This is a genomic window from Lysinibacillus sp. NPDC096212 (genome assembly GCF_044763105.1).
GTDB lineage: Bacteria > Bacillota > Bacilli > Bacillales_A > Planococcaceae > Lysinibacillus.
The window spans coordinates 34,414-55,621 of record NZ_JBIWFQ010000013.1 but is presented as its reverse complement, the minus strand read 5'-3'; the positions used below and the strand labels follow the sequence as shown (position 1 = coordinate 55,621).

The window sequence follows — 21,208 nt, the reverse complement described above, 5'->3', positions numbered from 1 at the left end:
AACTAGTTATTAATCGTACACTCTGTTGATTTAATGGCGTAGACAAAGTATATTAAAGCTAATTGAAGGTAACAATAAGCAAAATGAAGACATGTGTTATTAAATAATCATTTATTAATATTTTGTCTGTTTAAAAACATATTGAAGTGATTTGCTTAATAACCAGGAGGGAAAAACGTGGTTGGTACACCAGGAAACAGAAGAACACTGTATAGTAAAAAGGTAATAATAGAGGCTTTTTTACTGCTGCTACAAGAAAAAAACTTAAATAAAATTACTGTTACGGATATTTGCAAAATAGCAGATATTAATAGGGGAACTTTTTATTCTTATTATAATGATCCCTTTGATTTAATGAGAAGTATTGAAGAAGAATTGATCGAGAAAATGATGAGTACAATTAATATTTCAGAAGAACAAAATATACTAAATGAACTTTTAAATTTGATACTTATAAATAAGGATCTCTGTAAAATTATTTTTAATGAAAAAAATGGTTCTCATGTACTTAATACAGTTTTGAATTCTGCTCATGGTATAACAATTGCAGAAATACAAAAAAAGTTACCAAATGCTAATGAGACTCAGTTAGAATATTTTTTCACCTATTCAACAGGAGGGATCATTGAAGTAATCCGAAAATGGATAAATGATGATATGAAAATTCCGACTGAAGAAGTTGTCCAAATCTTAGAAAGTATGAACGTCACCTAATCTCCACTCCAATAAACTTACATATGGCAAAAACTTTTAAAAGGTACAAAAAAAGCTTCACGAAAATGTTTGGTCATATACATCTTCGTGAAGTTCAAACACTCTATATTCGGTTAGAAGAAAAGGAGGCCGATACTAATAATAATGCCCGTAAAGATTAAAACGAATAAACAGAAGCCCATTATATCTTTAGCCTTTAAGCCAGCGATTGCAAGGGCTGGTAGTGCCCAGAATGGTTGAATCATATTCGTCCAAGCATCACCCCACGCGATAGCCATAGCGGTTTTAGCGTAGTCGGCACCTAAAGTGGTTGCAGCATCTAGCATAATAGGAGCTTGCACCGCCCATTGTCCACCGCCTGACGGTATAAAGAAGTTAACGAGTCCCGCTGAGAAAAATGTAAACAAATAGAATGTATGTTCATTGGAAATATTAACGAACCATTTTGAAAATACGGCAGCTAAACCAGAAGCGGTCATCATACCCATAATCCCTGCATAAAACGGGAATTGAAAAACGATGCCTGTAGTTGTTTTAATGGCATCTTGTGCAGCAGCGAGGAAACGCTGTGGTGTCCCGTGGAAAATGATCCCTAACACAATAAAAATCGTATTAATCACATTTAAATCAAGAACAAAGCCTTTCGTCATAAAATGATGAACTAAATAAACAAGTCCGATAATAGCAATTAAAATCGTTAAAATATAACTTCGTTCAGAGCGACTGGCAAAGTTGTTTTCAGGCTTAGGTAACTCTGTTTTTTCTTCTACTAATAAAGTGGGGTCAACCTCAACCGTATCTTCTTCCTTTGGCATCATCCAACGGTTAAACAACGGTAAAGTGAAGACGATAACAATGACTATAAATAAGTTATATGTTGAAAAAAGTGTAACATTTGTTGGGATGATACCCATAATGTCAGCAAACTTATGACCTTCCGTCGCAATGGATAACGGAATGGAGCCAGCTAATCCGCCATGCCAAATTACAAAGCCTGAGTAGGCACTAGCGATTAATAAGCGATAATCTACCTTTTTAACATGACGAGCAATTTCCTTTGCAAAGAGAGCACCAATGACAAGCCCGAATCCCCAGTTAATCCAGCAAGCTATTAGTGATACGAATGTAATAACGATAATTGCCATGCCTGGTGTTTTTATTTTACTTGCAATGGCTGCTAATCCTTTCTTGAACACAGGACTATTCGCTAAAATGTGACCTGCAGCTAAGACAATCACCATTTGCATTGTAAATTCTAATAGTTCCCAAAAACCATCTCCCCAATAGATCACCATATCGAGCGGAGAAGAATCTGTTAATGCAACCCCTAATAATAACGTTAATACAGTGAGGATAGTGACAAATATGTATGGATCAGGTAAATATTTTTCCATAATAGCATTTGAAATTCTTGTTAACGTTTTCATGTTAGAAATCCCCCTTCCTTTTCTGCCATCCCTTATTGCTAATTGTACATAGAAAAACGAATTAAGGAAGATAAAAATGGTATTAAGCACAATAAGCGGGATGTAATGTAGAAATGAAATCATGATCGTTATTGTCCGATTAAATACTATTGAAATCATAGCAAAGCCTTAGTTCTATTGTATTTATCTACTTATTTTTAAGAAGAAGGATTAGTAGAAAATGAGGAGAATTTATTACTAAATAGGGGTTTTAGGAATATTATTTATAACAATTTAGAATAAATAGGGGGAATGTATATGGAGTTGCGAGATTTAAAAGCATTTATGACTGTTGTTGAACATGGGAGCTTTACAAAGGCAGCTAATGAATCCTTTGTATCACAACCTTCATTAAGCAAAAGCATTAGAAAGTTGGAGAATGCTCTTCATGTAGAGTTATTAAACCGCTCTACACGCAATATAGAGTTAACAGACGCTGGTAGTATCGTCTATAAACAAGGACAAAAAATAATACGTTCTGTACATGATTTACATATATTATTGGGTGATTTATCGAACATCGAGACAGGTACGATTAAATTAGGGATACCCCCATTAATTGGCACACTATTTTTCCCTGAAATCGCGCGAAAGTTTCATAAGCAATATCCAAAGGTGCATTTAGAGCTTGTGGAACGTGGAGCTAAAATGATCGGAACATTAGTAGAAAATGGCGATGTTGATATGGGGATTGTTGTCATACCTACAGATGAAAGAAAATTTACGGTCCAATCATTTGTGGAAGACCAATTTTTTGTCTTTATTAATGAGTCCCATCCATTGGCTCAGCAAGAACATATTCTATTACAAGATTTAAAAGATGAATCATTCATTATCTTCACAGAGGAATTCACACTGCATGATTATGTTATTAAATCATGTAAAAGCGCAGGATTTACACCAATAATCGGCTATAAAAGCTCGCAATGGGATTTAATAGTGGAGCTAGTTTCCTCGAATTTAGGGGTGACACTTTTACCATATTCAATAGCCGCAAAGCAGACGAATAAAAATGTCAAAATTATTCCGTTACTTAATTTTGACATGCCATGGCGTTTAGGTGTTATTACGAAGAAGAATACATATCAATCTTTTGCCTTAAAGCAGCTACTTAATACAATACGTTCAGAAAATTGATTTATGCACTTTTAGAATAAATAGTATTCTAATTTATTCCTTTACTTATAAAATAGTGTTGAGGTAGAATTTTTCTTAATAACTGAGCAATTTTAGGGGGTTTCGATATGGAGAAGGGGAAAGTGTGGAATTCGTTTGAGGAAGCCGTCGCCGACATTAAAGATGGAGATACATTAGCTGTAGGGGGCTTCGGGCTATGTGGTATCCCGGAAAAATCAATTGCGGCACTAGTCCAAAGGGGAACAAAGGATTTAACAGTTGTAAGTAATAACTGTGGTGTGGATGATTGGGGTTTAGGGCTTTTATTAGCAAATAAACAAATCAAAAAAATGATCGCATCCTACGTAGGTGAAAATAAAATTTTTGAGCAGCAGTTTTTAAGTGGGGAGCTTGAAGTAGAATTGACACCACAAGGTACGTTGGCAGAACGTATGCGAGCTGGAGGAGCTGGAATTCCGGGCTTTTACACAGCTACTGGGGTTGGAACACCCATTGCTGAGGGAAAAGAAGTAAAGGTTTTTGATGGCAAGGAATATATTTTAGAAAAAGGTGTTGTTGCAGATTTTGCTCTTGTCAAAGCATGGAAGGCAGACAAGCTAGGAAATTTAGTTTTCAGAAAAACATCACGTAACTTTAATCCTCTCGCTGCAATGGCAGGAAAAATTACGATTGCAGAAGTAGAGGAAATTGTTGAAGTAGGAGAGTTAGATCCAGATCATATTCATACTCCGGGAGTGTTCGTGCAACGCGTTTTACTAGGTGGCAATTATGAGAAGCGTATCGAGCGTTTGACAGTGAAAAAGGGGGATGCGTGATGGCTGATACAAGACAAAGAATCGTAAATAGAGCGGTAAAAGAAATACAGAACGGCATGAACGTCAATTTAGGTATTGGTATCCCAACGCTAGTGGCCAATGCAATTCCGTCTGATTATGACGTTCTTTTACAATCAGAAAACGGACTTCTTGGCATTGGACCATACCCAGTAGAAGACGCAGTCGATCCTGATTTAATTAATGCAGGTAAAGAAACGGTTACAGTTGTTCCCGGCGCTTCCTTCTTTGATAGTGCCGAATCATTTGCCATGATTCGTGGCGGTCATATTGATCTTGCTATTTTAGGTGGCATGGAAGTATCTGAAACGGGTGACCTTGCGAACTGGATGATCCCAGGGAAAATGGTGAAAGGTATGGGAGGCGCCATGGATCTTGTAGTCGGGGCAAAAAGAGTAGTCGTCGTGATGGAGCATGTCAATAAAAACGGCGAGTCCAAAATAAAAAAACAATGTGAGCTACCGTTAACTGGAAAGGGAGTTGTGCATAGATTAATTACAGATTTGGCTGTTTTCGATTTTACCGATGAAGGGATGCAGCTTATAGAATTAACAGAGGGTGTAACTTTAGAAGAAGTAAAAGAGAAGACAGCTGCTTCTTTTAGTGTCGCCTTAACAGTATAAAGTGGAACTTTAATCAGTGGGGATTTTCTTCATCCCCACTGATTATTAGTCTTCACCAATCGGGCGTTTACGGGCAGTTAAACCTCCTATAACTTTTTTGCTTCTGATTAATCTCCAGGTTGTACCCGACGCTTCTCTTTCGGTACACGATTACTGGTCGTTAATGCGAGGTAAAGTGATTGAATGTAACCAGTTCTTTGAATAGGGCTGGTTATTTTTCATTCGGAATGTCAATCAAAGGATAAATATGCGATTTTTTGTCACTTCGCGGGTATTTCTGAAGAGCATTAAAGTTGATTGCGATTTTTCAGACTATTGGCTGTTCCTTAGCTCTATTTTGCGATTGTACAATGGTTGAAAAGGAGAAAAATAACAATGAGACAACAATGGTCAGATGAATTACAGGTAGCGCAGGTACGTGTTGCACGGCCGACTGATAAAATAAAGGAAATTGAAAAATTTTACTGTGAAGGCGTAGGGTTAGAAAAAATCGGTTCGTTTTCAGGACATCGGGGCTACATTGGTATCATGATTGGTCTTCCGAATGCTGGTTATCATTTAGAGTTTACAGAGCATATTGAAGGAAGCCCGTGCCCAGCACCAACAAAAGATAATTTGCTCGTATTGTATATCCCGAAGCGTTCAACTATACAGTGTATTGCTGAACGCTTATTGCAAATGGGCTACCCTGAAGTGGAACCAGAAAATCAATATTGGGCCGTAAAAGGTGTCACAATTGAAGATCCTGATGGCTGGCGTCTCGTATTGATGAATACAGAGGGAATTTAAATCGGTAGGAGCCTATAATTTTATACCCTGAGCGGTATATGATTGCGACCTTTAATATCGAAAGATGGAAAAGGTATCTGGCAAAAAAAATTGTCTGAAGCAATTAGTAAAAAGAAAAAAGATACCTCTTCGTTATACACGGAGGGGTATCTTGTTGTTAGAATATTCTATTGTCCTAAAGAAGCACTTTGATGATAATGAGTAGCAATGGATTCAATATCTAGCTGGGTATAGTTTGCCCAATTAGCCTTTCTAAAATCTTCTTCACTAAAATAAATATTCAATAGCTCCGTCATAGATTTATCCCCCTTAGGGTCCGTTAAAGGTGCATACCAACTAATAGCTGGAGTTTTAACACTTTGAAGCTTAGACAGCTCTGCAAATATTTTTGTGGAATCCTTCAGCATTTGGCTTTTCATACCTTTTCTCACATCGGTATCCTGTATAGAGATTGATACGATACCATTCTTTTCTTCAACAGTGAATTTGTTTTTAATGATTGCTCCTACTATATCTTCAACGGAAGTATTTTTATCGACTGCAACTTCCTTTGGAGCGGTATTTTTCCCGCAAGCGGATAATAGTAGTGTGGCTAGTAAAAACAAATAAAATAACTTCTTCAATGTAATAACCTCCCTTGTTACTACCATATATGCGCAAAATGGAGGTGAATTATACAAAAAGAAGGGAGGTAATAAAAAAATCAATTATGCCCCAGCATAATTGCCGCTGACGCTATGTTTTCGCGCAGTTAACAATGTAAGAAGTTAAATTATAATGGAGCTGCATAAATCTGTTTTTCAGTTGGATCCCAGAGGACAATCCCGATATCTTGGTTTTGATCTTTAATACGAATAGAAATAGGAATATAATCAAATAAAATAGTATTCAATTTAGTACTAGTTAACTGTAAAAGACCTATCAATTCAGTATCATTTATTAAAGGCGCATTAACCTCTATTTTTAACTCGGTTAAATTCCCGTTTTCATATCGAAGTTTACCAACTATTTTAGGATTTATATGTTTAAAGCCTTCTTGGATATCTTCTTTGAAAATTAATAATTTACTATAAGTTTCTTTGTCTAAGCTATAAAGTGAATCTGAAGGGAATGTATAATTTTTTATATCTATACCAGCCCATTTATCTATTTTATCTTCGCCTTCAGGAATAAATGTTTGAGCTAAAAATATTCCGGGAATTATATCGTTTTTATTGGATTCTTGATATAAAGTTAAATAAATAGGGACATTGGGTATTTTATTATTTTCTCTTATATTTTTTATTATAGTTCCGGCTATTTCCTTACCGTATTTTTCTACGTCATTAACCTCATCTTCGTTCGTATCGACTTTAACTTGATCTGTATAAGTTAAGCCTTTATCATCATGTACTCTAATGTCATAAAATTCATTTAAGGATATGGCTAAAGACATTCCTTCTACTTTTCCGTTTTCTTTGTTAATAAAATTTTGTTCTAAGACATGAGATAATATTTTAGGATTATTTTTTTCATCCTCTAAAACATCTCCAGTACTTTTTTTAATGGGTGGGTTTAAACCAAAACCTTCTTTTGATTTTCTATCTAACCATTTATTTATAATCTCACCATCTAGATATTGACCTTCCTGCATATAAAATTTCTTTGTAGGAAAGTAATCGCCTGATAAATCCATTAATCCTTCTTCAATTTCACTGACGTTTAATGAATTGTTCATATTACTAAGTATCAACCCTCTTGAAACATTAGATTTTGCAGGTTGTTTAATTTCATATATCTCCTTTTGTTGAATTGATGATGCATACATTTTCTCATTATTTTTAATAACTGGATCATCATCACTACAAGAAGCTAATAGAAATAGTGGTGATATAAAAAACAACATACTCTTCTTTATTTTCATTTAAAATACTCCTTACTGATTCTTATGTAATTAATCGCGTATCAAAAGGTACGCTAATTTCAGTTTGGCTAATCAAACCTGAAATTGTTCCGATAAATCTTCAAAGTATTCCTATAAAAATGAATTCATCACAATAACGTGGAGTTGATTTCGTTCCACTTTGCGTATCCTATGAGCCACTTCGCTCCAGGATGTCTCCTCAAACTTTTGGTAATATAACAGTATATTTACATTTTAAGTTTGATTCTGGTAAAAGTATATAATAAAAAAACTGATATCTATTTCGTACGTCATAAAATCAAAATCCGCCTTACATCATCGCTTTAATTTTGGCTGTTTTCGTAAAGATTGTTGCTCTTCAACTCCCATGAAAGAACTTAATCATCTTTCATTTTTTGTGGTGAAGAGCTGATTTTTGCGCTTCATGGATGGCTAACGGGGCAGTTTAGTTGAAGAGTGTTGTTTAATTTGTGTTCAAAAATAGGAGCAATTTAGTAGAATAAGAATCAGTATATTGGGAGGATTTTTTTATGGAAAATAATTCATTTCGCAAGTTTCTTGATTTGTATCTAGAAGTTTGGAGAAATTCATCATTAACAGACTTGAAAAATATAATTTCCAAGGATTATAAAGCAAGAGAGATTTCAAGTGGCGAATTAGTAGACTTTGGTTATGAAGAGTCGATAATTGGTTGGGAACAAGGCTTTAATTTTTCAAAAGAAAAAGAAAATAAATGGGATTTAAATGAAATTTCAATAGTTCCTTTACGAGAAGATGAAGTTATGGTTATCTTGTCTGCTACATTAGTTATCGGTGGAAAGAAGTTAGAAAATGTTAGCTTGTTTTTTCAAACGTTTAAAAAGAAAGAAAACGATGAATGGAATTTGATACGAAGTTACATAGAAACAGGAGTACCTAATGAAAATATTAAAAAAATCCAATTCAACTAACGGGGTGCTTAAGTTAAAGAAGATAGCCAAACGTGAAGCAACAATCTTTGAGAAAACGGCCTTAATTTTTTAATAATTAATTAAAAACTATTGGAGGCATTGATAAAATGAATTTTCCGGAGTTTAAAAACTATCTTTTGACAATAAGCGAAATAATTTATTTTGATAGCAATGAGTATCTCCGCGAAAAAACTTCTAATCCTTTTAGATTAAAAGAAATGATAGACATTGCTGAAAATTTACTAGCGAATATAACGAATGAAAATGAGAAATATTTTCTAAAGGGAACGCTGGGGAATTTATATAGAATTTACGGGGAACCACAAAAAGCTGTTAAAATTTTAACTGAATGCTTTAATTTTGCTAGCAATCAGAATAACAGCAATCGAGAAATCGTATCATTAATACGTCTTGGAGAGGCAATAAAATATAATGGTAATCCAATAAAAGCATTAGGGATCTTCAACGAAGTTTTGGATAAATGTAAGGCAAATAATAATTTGGCATATTTGGACTTTGCCATACAACATAAAGGCAAGTGTTTGTTAGAATTAGGGGAAATTGCTGAGGCGGAAAAATGCTTTAAGGAAGCATTAAAGTTAAGGGAACTTAAAGGTGATGTATCACTTATTGAATCGACCCAACAAGCATTAAATTTTATAAAGAAATTGAAATGCTAATGAATAATCATAAAAAATTTTCGTAGGTGATGGGTGGTTTAAAAGTCACTTAGGTTATTGATTATTGGTATTTTTATGTAAAATAATCCGACAGATTTAAAGACATGATTCTTATCAGTTCATTTAAATCATTAAAATTTGAATAAAGAATACAAAAACTTGTAGCAAGCAGAGACCATCATATATGATGGTCTTTTTTTTATCAAACGATAATTTTGTAAGCGTATACACTTTTCGCATAGTTTTTTTCTTTTAACTATTGAATTGCTAGTGAAAACAATGTATAGTGAAGTGATTTGTCTGACGTCTGACTAACTACATATTTTCAGTTTTAAGATCTATAGCTGTTATTCAAGTTTCAATAATGGAACATAATGAGTGAAAGGATTTGTAGTTTCGGATATCGAACGCGCAAAAATTATCAATATATTTATGGAGGAACTCATGAGATACTTAATATCCTTTTGTGGATTGTTACTTGTTTTTGGTTTAGCTCTGTTAATGAGTAAAAACAAAAAAGAAATAAAATATAAAAACATAATTATTATGCTAATCATCCAATTTGTATTTGCAGCTATACTGCTAAATACAAAGGTTGGTTATGTTCTAATCAAAGGATTTACGAAAGTATTTGATCATTTATTGTCTTACGCAAGTACGGGCATAACTTTTGTTTTTGGTGGTTTAGCGAATGAAGGGGAGTATTCCTTCTTCCTAAATGTGTTATTACCTATTGTTTTTATATCTGTATTGATAGGGATCCTACAGCATTTTAAAATTCTTCCTCTCATCATGAAAGGGATAGGTTTACTTTTAAGTAAAGTGAGTGGTATGGGGAAATTGGAATCCTATAATGCTGTTGCTTCTGCAATGGTAGGCCAATCTGAAGTATTCATTACTGTTAAAAAACAATTAGATAAGATTAGTCCACAGCGAATGTATACATTATGCGCATCAGCAATGTCGACTGTTTCTATGTCAGTTGTTGGAGCATATATGACGATGATTGAACCAAAATATGTTGTAACGGCGATTGTCTTGAACTTGTTTGGCGGTTTTATTATTGTTTCAATCATTAATCCGTATACAGTAGAAGCAAGCGAAGATATTTTAAAGATAGATGAACAAAAGCAATCGTTCTTCCAAATGCTTGGAGAATATATCATGGATGGGTTTAAAGTAGCCATCATTGTTGGCGCTATGCTGATCGGTTTCGTAGCATTAATGGATTTAATCAATTCACTATTTGATATGATTTTCGGTATATCCTTCCAAGATATTTTAGGTTATATCTTTGCACCAATTGCTTTCTTAATGGGGGTACCTTGGGCAGATGCTATAACTGCTGGAGGAATTATGGCAACAAAATTAGTAACGAATGAATTTGTTGCAATGATAAGCCTTGGAGAAGTAGCTAAGTCTATGAGTGCGCATACACTGGCTATTATTTCAGTCTTTCTTGTATCCTTTGCAAACTTTTCATCTATCGGTATTATTGCCGGAGCAGTAAAAGGTTTGAATGAAAAGCAAGGGAATGTAGTTGCTCGTTTTGGCTTAAAGTTGTTGTATGGAGCTACACTTGTTAGTATCTTAACGGCTACAATTGTTGGTTTAGTTATTTAATTTATAAAAAAGAAGCAGTTGACTGCACTCTATCTATTGGAGTGCAGTTTTTTTATGATTAAAATTCGTACACAGACACTTTTACATTAGTACATATAAAAAAGCCACTTTATTTAAGTGACTTAAAAAACGACAAAGACCACCTTGATTAAGATAGTTTTTTTGTTGAAGTATTGGTTGTACCTTTTCTAACAAAATGAATAAAGATGAGTAGCATTAGTTGAAATAGTACAACAAATAAAAATACAATACCCAAAATAATAAATGAGACCATTCTAACTTCAGGAGTTTGCACTACCCCTGCATAATCAACTTCTCTTACTCCAATAAATATGGCCCCAGCAGCAAAAATGAATAGCCATACAATGTTTAAAGCCCACCATATTTTCATACTCAAAAATAAACACCTTCTTCTATTCGTAATTGTATATGGTTCACCACCATAACTTAGGGTTGATCTCCTTTTGGACGAGATGACCTTTGTGCCACTTTGGGGAAACAGGATGTTGGACACGAAGGAGTCACCCTTGGAACGTAGAACAATGAGCATTCTAAAAGCAATACGCTCTTTCATAAATGTAATTCCGACTTCTGGTGATGAATCTTAATGCTCCAATTAATGTTTTTTAATTGTAACACTTTTCCTTTTTACTGGAAACAAACTTTAGGCGGTGCCACTTCTCAGCCTTAAGACTGATTAAATGAACAAAAAAGTACACAACCAATATTTGTTATCTTTTTTAAACTTTTGGGAAGTAATAACGTAATATAGACATTAATGAAAACGTGGAAGTCTTAGTTGCTACAGGAAGAAAGAAAACAGGAGTTAATATAAGGGTAATAGTGGTTCACTGAACAAATTGAATTAAGGAAACGCTATTTAGAACTGGAGTTGCAAGGTGAAATAGATACGTATGTGTAACGGTAGCGTACCCGCAAGCTTCATTCAAAGTGAGGCAAGCAGGGGAGACAGGAAACACATAAGGCGCATATCAATCCTCCCTGACATAAACAACATTTCTCCATTCAAAAAAGCGCCAGTTAACCGTAGTTAACTAACGCCTTTTCATTATTGTTAAGAAGGTTTTATTTCTTTTCCTTCTTTATCTTTGAATTTGCCGACAATAATCATAATTAAATCGATCAATGCCCAGATACCTAGTCCGCCCAAAGTTATAATCATTAAAATACCAGTACCAATTTTACCTACGTAGAAGCGATGTATTCCTAGGCCACCTAAAAAGAAACATAGTAAAATCATTACTATATAGTTTTTTTCAGAAGTTTGTTGTTGCATTTTTATCAATCACCTTTCTTTTATGTAGTAATAATTAACTATATTTCCATTCAAAAGTCTATCATTCTTTTATGTTTTTCTCTACTTGAAATAAGTGCCAACCATAGTTAACCAAAGGATTATTCGTTACTGTTTATTAAGGTGGATTTTATAACCTTATTAGGGGGTGATTTTGCCGATGAAAATCATAAAAAAATGATTAATACCCAGGTACCCAAGCCTCTTAAAATTGCAATCATTAATATAAAGAACGGAGAATTAAATAAAGGGTGGTAGAGTCAAATGAAAGAGAAAAAGGAGGATGGGATGGGAACTATGAATCAAGAAGAAAAACAAGTCCTTTTACTACTCGTGAACCAATCGGTGAAGTGTTATCGGGGGAAGCGTTAGCTAAAGCAGCAATTAAGTATAAGGCTAATGGAGGTAAAAGAGGCATATAGTATTAGGTGAGCATCTTAATGATGGATTTTAATAAAATGAAAAAAGTAAATATGTTTCATAATAGATTTGCTTTTTCTTTTGTAAATATAGCTATCGTGATTAGATATAAACCATAGAGCAAAACTGTAGAATGTTTATTTCCCCCAACAATTCCCTTGTTTTTTCCCACAACAAAAAATCCCCCATAGTTTTCACTATGAGAGAAATGCTTCAAAGCCCTGAGGCCATATGATTAAATTAAAAAGCCGCGTATGCCGTAGTTATTATAGAAAGTTTTAAACCACCACTCCTCAAAGTGGGTGTTCGCAGAAGCTTTCCTGCTTATCCTCATGCACCTTAGTGTGAGGCCCGTCATTCCAACTCCAATAATAAAACTCCCTTTTACAGCTTAAAGGTTAAAACTTAATATTATACGAACAATGCAGCCTTTAAGGATATAATAAGGCATGTTAAACAAACTTGCAAGTAAGATGGTTTGTACAAAAAAGTCAATGGGCGAGTGTCCCAAATCATGAATATCCAGAATGAAATATCTCCAAAAGCATAAAACAGATTCAAATATTTTTCACAAATACGAACGAAAAATGCGAACATCCTTTACTTAATAGGGCGAAGTATGTAAAGATAAGAGAATATATAGGGTTTACCTTCATTCAGTAGAAGGCTACACATCTCAACAGGTGGTGAGATGAATGCAGTTTTGATTACCTTTCAGTGGGTATCCAAATCCCTACTGAATGAAGATAAAGCCTCCGGCGGATGTCATGGATTTTCAAAGGAATGAATTGTGCGGGCACAATTCAAAATCCAGACGCAATTACGCCAAGGCGAAATTGATCTAGGAGCAAAAAAGTAAAAGGAGGAAGCGGAAATGGCAGCTTATCCAAATTGTCCAAAATGTAATTCTGAATACACATATGAGGATGGAACAAACTTTGTATGTCCAGAATGTGCGCATGAGTGGGGCACTGATGTAACGGAGCAGGAGACAGATACGTTAATCGTAAAGGATGCTCATGGCAATCTACTTGCAGACGGTGATTCCGTTACAGTTATTAAGGATTTAAAGGTTAAGGGTAGTTCTTCAACGCTAAAAATTGGGACAAAGGTGAAAAGCATTCGTCTCGTTGAAGGCGATCACAATATTGATTGTAAAATCGATGGCTTTGGTGCAATGAAATTAAAGTCAGAGTTCGTTAAAAAAGCATAATTACTGAAAAAAGAGTCGTGTAATGAGGCGTCCCATTCTCGGAAATGATGTTGGGTGGCTATTCAAAACTGACTCTTTTTTTATTTCTGGATAAAAGGAAGTTGCCTCAATATATTGAGACAACTTCTTTCTGCTGGTGTAACATTATTTTGTAAACCTACGAAATAGAATAGCAAAGGCAGAACCGAATAGTGCAAAAATAGTATGTAAAATGGCTATGAAGCTAGCTCCAATCAACAGTGTCCCAATTTCTGTTAAGGAGTAGTGGGTGACGTAGAGAGAATTATTGATATTGTTAACAATAGCCCATACGAAAACAGGTATAAAGCTGATAGCAAAAACAATCCAAATATTTCTGTAAAAGAAATAAGTAAGACAGCCGAAAATCGCGTAAGATATAGCAAAGCTTGTTTGATTGCCAAGTAAGGAAGAGTTAATGGCAAACATAAAGGATAGTACGATAAAAACAAGGTGGAAAAACGTGAGCGTTCTTTTCATTAATAAATGATAGCCAAGTATTTGCTTTGAAGTAGCGAGCTGCTGACAATGCTCACAAGTAGCTAAATGTTGTTCGACGAATTCTACAGTAGTTGCTTGGAGCGCTTGTTTTTTATACAAAGGCCATAAATCCTCTACAATTGAACATTCCTGTGACAAAAGCTTCCCTCCAATCGATCTCCTTCTATTATACGACTTTTTAACTTCTTTCAGCAGATGAATGCGGGTTTAAGTTAATTTTCAGCGGGTGTCCAAACATCTGTACCTGTCGCTACGCTTTCGGTACAAAAAACATCCGCTGAAAGAAGTTAATGCCTCCGGCGGATGTCACGGAATCGAAAAGGCGTTCACATAGGATGTTAGCCTAAAATCATCGCATCCATGCGATAACGGCTAACTGACCTGCCTCACGCAGGCCTAGGCACGAAGCAGATTCCAGACGCAATTATGCCAAGGCATAATTGATGAAAATAAAAAAAGCCTTCCGTGAGTTAATTCGTTCGGAAAACTTACATGCACCTTATTAATTTGATGTTAATACTTCATTGGTCAAAGCTTGAATATCAATATGTGTTTTTTCCTTCACAGCATCCTTCAGAATCTCAGTACGGAAATAGTGAACCGACGCTTCAAGAGGAATAGTTAAAATCTTGGAAAGGGCTGATTGATACATATGCACAAATTCTTTATCTGTGTTTCCACGTTTTAACTCAGCAAAGGCTTCGTAGAATTGGTCAAGCTTATCAGCAAACTCGAGTAGAAGACCTTCTATAGTTTTATCCTTACCTTCTTTCATGCGCTCAAAGAAGACAGCCTGAAACTCTTGTGGGATCTCATCAATAATAAATTTCTCCATCATTTTTTCTTCCACATGTGCAAGCATTTGTTTAAGCTCTGGGCTCGCATGCTTTACTGGAGTTTTAATATCACCGATAAATACTTCAGCAAAGTCGTGGTTAATGGTTTTTTCATACAATGATTTCCAATTGACCGTAGCTCCGTTCATTTCTTCAAGTGTGGCAAAGAACATCGCATACTGCGATACCTTCCAAGAGTGAGCAGCCACATTGTGCTCTTCAAATTTGAAGCGTCCAGGGCAACGAATAATACGCTCTAGATCATTAAGACTTGTAAAAAATTGATGAATTCCTATAAAAATCACTCCTTTTTGGTCTATATGTGCATGTTACTATAATCCATACCCTCTTTGTGCAAATTTCAAACAACTTAACAATGATTCATTTTGCGTTTACAAAGGATTCACAATTGACGATAAAGCACGCTTATGTTGGTGCTATAATGAGGGGGACTGATTAAAAGGGAGTATGCACCGTGATTTCAATTTATACACTTCTTCTTTACATACATATTTTAAGTGCCATTCTTTCGATTGGGCCTTTGTTCGTGGTTTTAACAATTGTTAAAAAAATGCGTACAGCATCCCATGTTGAAATGTCACCATATATTGAAGCTTTTAAAGGAGCAATTACGATCGTCAAGCATTCGGGGCATGTCCTTGTTGCATCCGGTATTTTATTAATGTGGCATGCGGGTTATCATTGGAGTACCTCGTGGATTGTTCTTACATTTCTTGTGATGTTAGCCTCCATTGTTTTTTTAGCAAGAGCGTTCAAACCGACTTTACAGACATATAATACACCTGCCTATGACCAGCAAAAATTTGCTTCATTGTTACATCGCAAAGCATGGATGTACATTTTGTTATTGCTAATTATGTTATGGCTAATGGTAGCAAAGCCTGTGCTTTGGTAAGAAGCTAGCTCATCACCAAAACGTGTGGTTGATTTCCGTTCTGACTGGGCGCTTTCCTGGGGGCGTCCGATGAGCCGCTTCGCTTCGCTGCAGGGTCTCGGGCCAACACGATGTTGGTCACGAAGGTGTTATCACAGGATGTGATGGTTTTAGCCTTCGTTCCTCTATCGCTTATCCCCAAGGAGTCGCCCAGTCTCCACTCCCATCAACCACTTCACATAGCAAATATCTTCTGGCATGACACTCTAATTTATAGTTATAAAACGATACTAAAGCAATTTTATGCAATAGCGTAGTGCTAACGTAGCGGCAGCAACAGATGTCTTAGAAAACGAAGCATTAGAATAACAGGCGTACAATTGCGTCACTGTAATAAGTCTTTTTTGTAGATTAAGGTGGGTAGCAATAGTGTTCACTTTTGAAATGAATAAAATTTATAAAAGTTCTACACTATTGCTGATTGGAGTGGAAGGCTACTCGACTCCCGTGGGAAAGCGAGACAGGCGAGACCCTGCACGGAGCGCAGCGGAGGAAGCGGCTCGACGCTCGCCCACAGGAAGCTCTGCGCGAAAGCGAAGCGTCAGCGGCAAAGCGAGTAGCCTGGAACGGAAATCACCCTCATTCAATGTGCCACAACATTCTCAAAGACCACCTATAATTTTGTTTTTCAACACTATGAAAAATCGCACTCCACAAAGGGTGCGATTTTTTTCATTATAGACTAAGCAAGCGTTTGAAATAGCTTTTGCGAATAAAAATATAACTAACGAAGAACAGGGCAAAGAAGCATAAAGAGCTCATCGTAGAGACTTGTAAAAATGCTGCTGAAACCATTGTTCGCATGGCAAATAATGTAGCGAATAACATCGTAATGGCTATCGCGAATGGTACAAATATAAGGATTGCCAGCTCTTTAGAAACTACAGTGAATAACTCTTTTTTAGATAGCCCAAGTTTTCGTATGCCTGCATACTTTTCTTTTTCCTGAAGAAGTGTCGTTTGTAAATAGAAGTAGAGGATACTCATAGCTGCACTTAAGAAAATCAAGCTCAACATAGAGCCGATAAAGAACATAACACTTTTTGTGAACATCTCTGCGTCATACAATTCGATTTTTGAAGTTACATAACGTTCATCATATATATGTGGGAAATCCTTAATAATTTTTTTCGCCAACTCTGTATGTGCCGTCCAATTGTCTAGCTCAAATAAATAGGCTTTGTAGACAGGATATTTGATGCTGTTATAAACTTTATCAGGCACAATAAAATACGTTTTCTGGAAACCTGTTGTTAATAGATTTTTTTCATTTACAGATATAAGCTTAAAGTGCTGTAGATATGTGTCATCACTTACATTAGTAATTGGCAAAGTTTTACGATTACCAGCAACTGCTATAAATTCATTTGTACCTAAGCTTTCTTTTTCAGTGTGTAACAAATTATAATCAGAAACTGACATATAACCAATTCTACGTTCTTCATTCGATTTAAATTCAATAAAAAATTTATGTGAATCCACTGTGGATAATTGTTTTTCAATACTTTCGATATCAGCTTCTACCATACTTGGATCAGCCTTAGGCGTGGCAATATACTGAACACTGTATGGATAATTCTCTTCACTATCCTTTTTAACATTGTAGTAAGAGCTAAATAAAATGCTTGTACTTAAAAACACACCGCTTAACAAGAGAGTGATTAAAAATAGTATATTTGCGTGTGATTTCATTTTTGCATTCAGATTGGAAGCCAGTAGCATATTCGTTTGTTTCATATAGGCTGACGATCTCTCAAAAGCCTTTAGGAGGAAGCGCATTCCTTGTGAGATGATTAAATAAATTGTACAAAGAAAACTCACGAAAAAAGCTACATAGAAAAGACTACCGACAATGTCATGATCTCTTTTTAAAAAATAACCTAAACCAATGGAAATCATAATACTAATGAATAATAAAAGATAATGTGGTTTTATTGACTTTTCGATGACAACATCACTTTTTAATAGTTGAATGGAAGCTTCTTTATTAATAAATCTTGTCATTACTTTTGAAATAACAACGAATAATACAAGGAATAAAGCAATCGTTAGCATGATTGCTTTCATAGGGAAATACATACCGAAAGTTTCTGCATTTAAAACAACTTTGGCACCCATTAAGAAGAGTGGCGAAATGACAAGCCCAAGAATGATTGCTGTAATAATCGCCAATACACCGATAAGAATATTTTCACGAAAAACGAGCGTACGAATTTGTTTCATGGATGCACCAGTAATCATAAAAATACCTAGTGTTTTTGTTTTCTTCTTTAAAAAGGCCATGATGGAATAGGCGATATAAATAAATGAAAACAAATAGATGAGCAAACTCGCTAACATTAATGCAAGGCCAAGTGTTGAGTCTGGATCTAAACTTGCAAGACTTGGATGAAATACAATGACCGTAAACAGAAAGAAAATAATAATAGAAAACATACTGCTAAGGAAATACGAAACATAGGTCCATTTATCACGTAAAATATTTTGGATAACGATATGATTAAAGCTCATGCTGTCCACCACCTAAAAAAGCAAGTGTGTCCATGATTTCCTGGTAAAATTGTTTACGATTATGACCACGATGAATTTCGTTATATAATTTACCATCCTTAATGAATATAATACGATTTGCGAAGCTTGCTACATAAGGATCATGTGTCACCATTAAAATGGAAGTTTTCAGTTCTGTATGAATAGAACTAAATAAATTCATGACATCATTTACTGCTTTTGAATCGAGATTTCCTGTAGGTTCATCTGCCAACAGTAAACTCGGTTCATGAATAACCGCACGAGCAATAGCTACACGTTGTTTTTGCCCACCGGAAATTTCATAAATTCGTTTTGAAAGAAGTTCTTCAATTCCTAGAAATTGAGATACATGTTTAAGTCGTTGCTGCATTTTATCGGCAGGTAAACTATCTAAGGTTAACGGTAATAAAATATTTTCTTTCACCGTTAATGTGTGTACAAGATTAAAATCTTGAAAAACAAAGCCTAATTCTGAGCGACGGAACTTTGCAAGCTCTTCATCATCTAATGAATATGGATTTCTGCCATTTATAAGAATTTCACCAACAGTAGGGCGATCGATAGTTGACACGCTATTTAAAAATGTAGTTTTCCCACTTCCAGAAGGCCCCATAACGGCTACGAATTCATTCTCACCAAGTTGAAAATCTATGCCATTCAATGCTTTATATGTGATTTCCCCGATATATTCTTTTTGCAGATTGGTCACTTGTAGGATTGAGTCTCCCATCTTTCAACAACTCCCTTACTTCGATTGAATAGCTTAAGTATAAAGAAGGAGCAGCATTTTACCTATTTGGTTAAATGACGTCAATATGACAAAGTTGTCATATTACGAGCTTACAATGATGATTTTTTTACGCTATTTGAAAAATCTATAGAAAAGGTAGCGACGCACTCATGGGACTGTAAAGTAAAAGGGTGCTCTAATTCAGTTAAAATCTTTTTCACTAAATACAAGCCTATACCTGTTGCCTCACCGCTCGTTCTACCTTTCACACCTGTATAAAACAAATCAAAGACACGTGAAATTTCATTCTCAGGAATCGTATCTCCATAGTTTTGAATGCGTAAAGTAGCTTCGTCATAAATAATTTGAATAGAACTTTCGGACTCACCGTATTTAATGGCGTTATTGATGATTTGATAAAGCACAATTTTTAACCATTTTCGATCTGAATAAATAATAGTATTTTCAACAAGCGTCACTTTTGGAAAAACTTCTTTGGCAATGAAATAATCCTTTAAATCGTTCACAACTTCCTTAATAAGATCTTTTAATGAGAGTGCTTCTATTTTTAAATCCGCCACAAGATTGGACGTACGTTCATAAGTTAGTAACTGATTAAGGGTAAACGTCAGTTTATCGCATTCTTGATTAATTGTTTGCAAATGCTCGGATTGGCTATTTGCATTCGATTGGATCATCAGTTGAATAACCGACAATGGCGTTTTCATTTGATGGGCAAAATGAGAAAGCACAAGCTGCTTTTCTTTTCCTTGCTCTTCTAAATGTTGTTGCTGTGTTAAGTATAGATATTGCATTTGCCGTAGTTTTTGGCTATAGGCTTGCTCAATCATAGCCTGTGGTTCATACAGATGGAGGTCATCGTTTGTTAATGTGCTGTTCTGTAAATGAACATAGAGCTTTTTTCTGCGATAATAACGTCCGATCAGCCAAATGGTAAATAGGAAGCTAACGAGAAAGATAAAATAAAGATAGTGTGAAGATAAATCATCTAATGAATGAATGATCCAAGGTAATAATAGAAAACTTACACAATAAAGAATGATGACACTTACATGATCTCGAAAGAACAGCTTCATTCTTCTGCCTCCACTAATTGATAACCAAGTCCGCGAATTGTTTTAATTTCTAGTCTAGATTGAATAGCCTCGAATTTTTTGCGTAATCGGCCAATATTAACAGATAAAGTGTTTTCTTCAACGAAGGATTCATCATCCCAAATGGCACTTAACAATTTTTGACGAGGAACAACATTAGGATAAGCTTCAAATAGTAATTTGCTAAGTTGCATTTCTTTTAACGTTAACAGGCTCTCGTGTTTCTCGGTGTAAAGGCGAACTGTATTGGAATTTAACGTTGTATTAGTAATTGATATTGAATTAGATTCGGAGGAAGCATATTCTCCGTATGTACGGCGAATAAGCCCATTCACTTTTGCCATAAACACATCTAGTGAGAAGGGCTTAGTAATAAAATCATCTGCACCATTTTCAATCCCATGCACTTGATCGATATCATTCACACGAGCAGATACAATGATAATCGGGCATTTGGATAGCTGACGGATTTTGCGCGACCAAAAGTATCCATCATAGGTTGGTAGGTTAATGTCCATAATAACGAGATGAGGTTGAATAGCTTGAAATTCTTCTACTACATGATTAAATTGTTGAACGGTATAGCATTCAAATTGATATTTTGATAAATGCTCCACAATAATCTTTGAAATATTGGGATCATCCTCTATTATGTATATTTTGTACATAGTATCGACCTTTCTTTATAGACTATCACTAAAAAGTGGGTATTTAGTTAAAATATACGAAGGTATATTGGTTGATTGGAGTGGAGACTGGGCGATTCCTTGGGGATTAGCGTCACAGATGAGGCCCTGGAGCGAGCGCAGCGAGTGAAGCGGCTCATCGGACGCCCCAAGGAAAGCGCCCAGTCGG

Annotated in this window: 22 protein-coding genes and 1 other RNA gene; 11 read left to right on the top strand and 12 right to left on the bottom strand. The window is 35.3% G+C overall.

The genetic code is table 11. The features are described from left to right. Nucleotides 1–177 precede the first annotated feature (177 nt). Complete coding sequence (locus ACIQ7T_RS14110) at nucleotides 178–714, top strand: TetR/AcrR family transcriptional regulator (protein WP_402871076.1); 537 nt, start codon at nucleotides 178–180, stop codon at nucleotides 712–714. Between the two features lie 113 nt (nucleotides 715–827). On the opposite strand, the gene ACIQ7T_RS14105 is transcribed toward ACIQ7T_RS14110, so the two are convergent. Continuing rightward, nucleotides 828–2,141, bottom strand: coding sequence for a short-chain fatty acid transporter (locus ACIQ7T_RS14105; RefSeq protein ID WP_370080868.1), 1,314 nt, complete (start codon nucleotides 2,139–2,141; stop codon nucleotides 828–830). Between the two features lie 297 nt (nucleotides 2,142–2,438). Here ACIQ7T_RS14105 and ACIQ7T_RS14100 point away from each other — a divergent pair, with 297 nt between their 5' ends. From ACIQ7T_RS14100 to ACIQ7T_RS14085, 4 genes are all read left to right on the top strand, one after another. After that, nucleotides 2,439–3,317, top strand: a complete 879-nt coding sequence (locus ACIQ7T_RS14100; protein WP_370080870.1) for a LysR family transcriptional regulator — start codon at nucleotides 2,439–2,441, stop codon at nucleotides 3,315–3,317. A 107-nt stretch (nucleotides 3,318–3,424) separates the two neighbouring features. Then, on the top strand, nucleotides 3,425–4,132 hold the full coding sequence (locus ACIQ7T_RS14095) for a CoA transferase subunit A (RefSeq protein ID WP_370080872.1): 708 nt from the start codon (nucleotides 3,425–3,427) through the stop codon (nucleotides 4,130–4,132). Further along, nucleotides 4,132–4,773, top strand: a complete 642-nt coding sequence (locus tag ACIQ7T_RS14090; RefSeq protein WP_370080874.1) for a 3-oxoacid CoA-transferase subunit B — start codon at nucleotides 4,132–4,134, stop codon at nucleotides 4,771–4,773. The genes ACIQ7T_RS14095 and ACIQ7T_RS14090 overlap by 1 nt, the downstream gene beginning before the upstream one ends. A gap of 375 nt (nucleotides 4,774–5,148) precedes the next feature. Then, nucleotides 5,149–5,562 carry a VOC family protein gene (locus ACIQ7T_RS14085; RefSeq protein ID WP_370080876.1) on the top strand — a complete coding sequence of 138 codons (414 nt, stop codon included), beginning with the start codon at nucleotides 5,149–5,151 and terminating at the stop codon, nucleotides 5,560–5,562. Between the two features lie 167 nt (nucleotides 5,563–5,729). Here the strand turns inward: ACIQ7T_RS14085 and ACIQ7T_RS14080 are convergent, their stop codons facing one another. Both ACIQ7T_RS14080 and ACIQ7T_RS14075 read right to left on the bottom strand, forming a co-directional pair. Continuing rightward, entirely contained in the window at nucleotides 5,730–6,185 is a 456-nt protein-coding gene (locus ACIQ7T_RS14080; protein ID WP_370080878.1) for a hypothetical protein, read from the bottom strand. A 149-nt stretch (nucleotides 6,186–6,334) separates the two neighbouring features. Continuing rightward, entirely contained in the window at nucleotides 6,335–7,465 is a 1,131-nt protein-coding gene (locus ACIQ7T_RS14075; protein WP_370080880.1) for a CamS family sex pheromone protein, read from the bottom strand. 530 nt (nucleotides 7,466–7,995) lie between these two features. On the opposite strand from ACIQ7T_RS14075, the gene ACIQ7T_RS14070 reads away from it, so the two are divergent. From ACIQ7T_RS14070 to ACIQ7T_RS14060, 3 genes are all read left to right on the top strand, one after another. Then, nucleotides 7,996–8,415: a flavoprotein gene (locus ACIQ7T_RS14070; protein WP_402871070.1), complete on the top strand. Its 420-nt coding sequence runs from the start codon at nucleotides 7,996–7,998 to the stop codon at nucleotides 8,413–8,415. 107 nt (nucleotides 8,416–8,522) lie between these two features. Beyond that, nucleotides 8,523–9,095 (top strand): tetratricopeptide repeat protein, encoded by a 573-nt coding sequence (locus tag ACIQ7T_RS14065; protein ID WP_402871067.1) that lies wholly within the window; start codon nucleotides 8,523–8,525, stop codon nucleotides 9,093–9,095. Nucleotides 9,096–9,539: 444 nt separating this feature from the next. Further along, nucleotides 9,540–10,718, top strand: a complete 1,179-nt coding sequence (locus ACIQ7T_RS14060) for a NupC/NupG family nucleoside CNT transporter (RefSeq protein ID WP_370082861.1) — start codon at nucleotides 9,540–9,542, stop codon at nucleotides 10,716–10,718. Nucleotides 10,719–10,866: 148 nt separating this feature from the next. Here ACIQ7T_RS14060 and ACIQ7T_RS14055 read toward each other — a convergent pair whose 3' ends face one another. Further along, entirely contained in the window at nucleotides 10,867–11,109 is a 243-nt protein-coding gene (locus ACIQ7T_RS14055; RefSeq protein ID WP_402871168.1) for a DUF3923 family protein, read from the bottom strand. 684 nt (nucleotides 11,110–11,793) lie between these two features. Continuing rightward, nucleotides 11,794–12,015: a TM2 domain-containing protein gene (locus tag ACIQ7T_RS14050; RefSeq protein ID WP_370082865.1), complete on the bottom strand. Its 222-nt coding sequence runs from the start codon at nucleotides 12,013–12,015 to the stop codon at nucleotides 11,794–11,796. Nucleotides 12,016–12,284: 269 nt separating this feature from the next. Here ACIQ7T_RS14050 and ACIQ7T_RS14045 point away from each other — a divergent pair, with 269 nt between their 5' ends. Next, the gene (locus tag ACIQ7T_RS14045) at nucleotides 12,285–12,455 is read left to right on the top strand and encodes a hypothetical protein (protein WP_402871063.1); all 171 of its coding nucleotides are present in this window, start codon (nucleotides 12,285–12,287) and stop codon (nucleotides 12,453–12,455) included. Between the two features lie 239 nt (nucleotides 12,456–12,694). Here ACIQ7T_RS14045 and ssrS read toward each other — a convergent pair. Beyond that, nucleotides 12,695–12,887: non-coding RNA, 6S RNA (ssrS, locus tag ACIQ7T_RS14040), on the bottom strand. Between the two features lie 440 nt (nucleotides 12,888–13,327). Here ssrS and ACIQ7T_RS14035 point away from each other — a divergent pair. Then, the gene (locus tag ACIQ7T_RS14035) at nucleotides 13,328–13,666 is read left to right on the top strand and encodes a zinc ribbon domain-containing protein YjdM (RefSeq protein ID WP_370082867.1); all 339 of its coding nucleotides are present in this window, start codon (nucleotides 13,328–13,330) and stop codon (nucleotides 13,664–13,666) included. 144 nt (nucleotides 13,667–13,810) lie between these two features. On the opposite strand, the gene ACIQ7T_RS14030 is transcribed toward ACIQ7T_RS14035, so the two are convergent. Both ACIQ7T_RS14030 and ACIQ7T_RS14025 read right to left on the bottom strand, forming a co-directional pair. Further along, nucleotides 13,811–14,323 carry a zf-HC2 domain-containing protein gene (locus ACIQ7T_RS14030; protein WP_370082869.1) on the bottom strand — a complete coding sequence of 171 codons (513 nt, stop codon included), beginning with the start codon at nucleotides 14,321–14,323 and terminating at the stop codon, nucleotides 13,811–13,813. Nucleotides 14,324–14,687: 364 nt separating this feature from the next. Then, nucleotides 14,688–15,326: a YfbR-like 5'-deoxynucleotidase gene (locus tag ACIQ7T_RS14025; protein WP_370082871.1), complete on the bottom strand. Its 639-nt coding sequence runs from the start codon at nucleotides 15,324–15,326 to the stop codon at nucleotides 14,688–14,690. A 170-nt stretch (nucleotides 15,327–15,496) separates the two neighbouring features. Here ACIQ7T_RS14025 and ACIQ7T_RS14020 point away from each other — a divergent pair, with 170 nt between their 5' ends. Continuing rightward, nucleotides 15,497–15,937 carry a hypothetical protein gene (locus ACIQ7T_RS14020; RefSeq protein WP_370082873.1) on the top strand — a complete coding sequence of 147 codons (441 nt, stop codon included), beginning with the start codon at nucleotides 15,497–15,499 and terminating at the stop codon, nucleotides 15,935–15,937. A gap of 714 nt (nucleotides 15,938–16,651) precedes the next feature. Here the strand turns inward: ACIQ7T_RS14020 and ACIQ7T_RS14015 are convergent. The 4 genes from ACIQ7T_RS14015 to ACIQ7T_RS14000 all read right to left on the bottom strand — a co-directional run bounded on the left by ACIQ7T_RS14015 (nucleotide 16,652) and on the right by ACIQ7T_RS14000 (nucleotide 21,021). Further along, nucleotides 16,652–18,487 carry an FtsX-like permease family protein gene (locus ACIQ7T_RS14015; protein WP_370082875.1) on the bottom strand — a complete coding sequence of 612 codons (1,836 nt, stop codon included), beginning with the start codon at nucleotides 18,485–18,487 and terminating at the stop codon, nucleotides 16,652–16,654. Next, the gene (locus tag ACIQ7T_RS14010; RefSeq protein ID WP_370082877.1) at nucleotides 18,477–19,238 is read right to left on the bottom strand and encodes an ABC transporter ATP-binding protein; all 762 of its coding nucleotides are present in this window, start codon (nucleotides 19,236–19,238) and stop codon (nucleotides 18,477–18,479) included. Before ACIQ7T_RS14010 ends, ACIQ7T_RS14015 begins: the two co-directional genes overlap by 11 nt. Nucleotides 19,239–19,348: 110 nt before the next feature. Then, nucleotides 19,349–20,335 carry a sensor histidine kinase gene (locus ACIQ7T_RS14005; RefSeq protein ID WP_370082879.1) on the bottom strand — a complete coding sequence of 329 codons (987 nt, stop codon included), beginning with the start codon at nucleotides 20,333–20,335 and terminating at the stop codon, nucleotides 19,349–19,351. After that, nucleotides 20,332–21,021, bottom strand: a complete 690-nt coding sequence (locus tag ACIQ7T_RS14000; protein ID WP_370082881.1) for a response regulator transcription factor — start codon at nucleotides 21,019–21,021, stop codon at nucleotides 20,332–20,334. The genes ACIQ7T_RS14005 and ACIQ7T_RS14000 overlap by 4 nt, the downstream gene beginning before the upstream one ends. Between the last annotated feature and the right edge of the window lie 187 nt (nucleotides 21,022–21,208).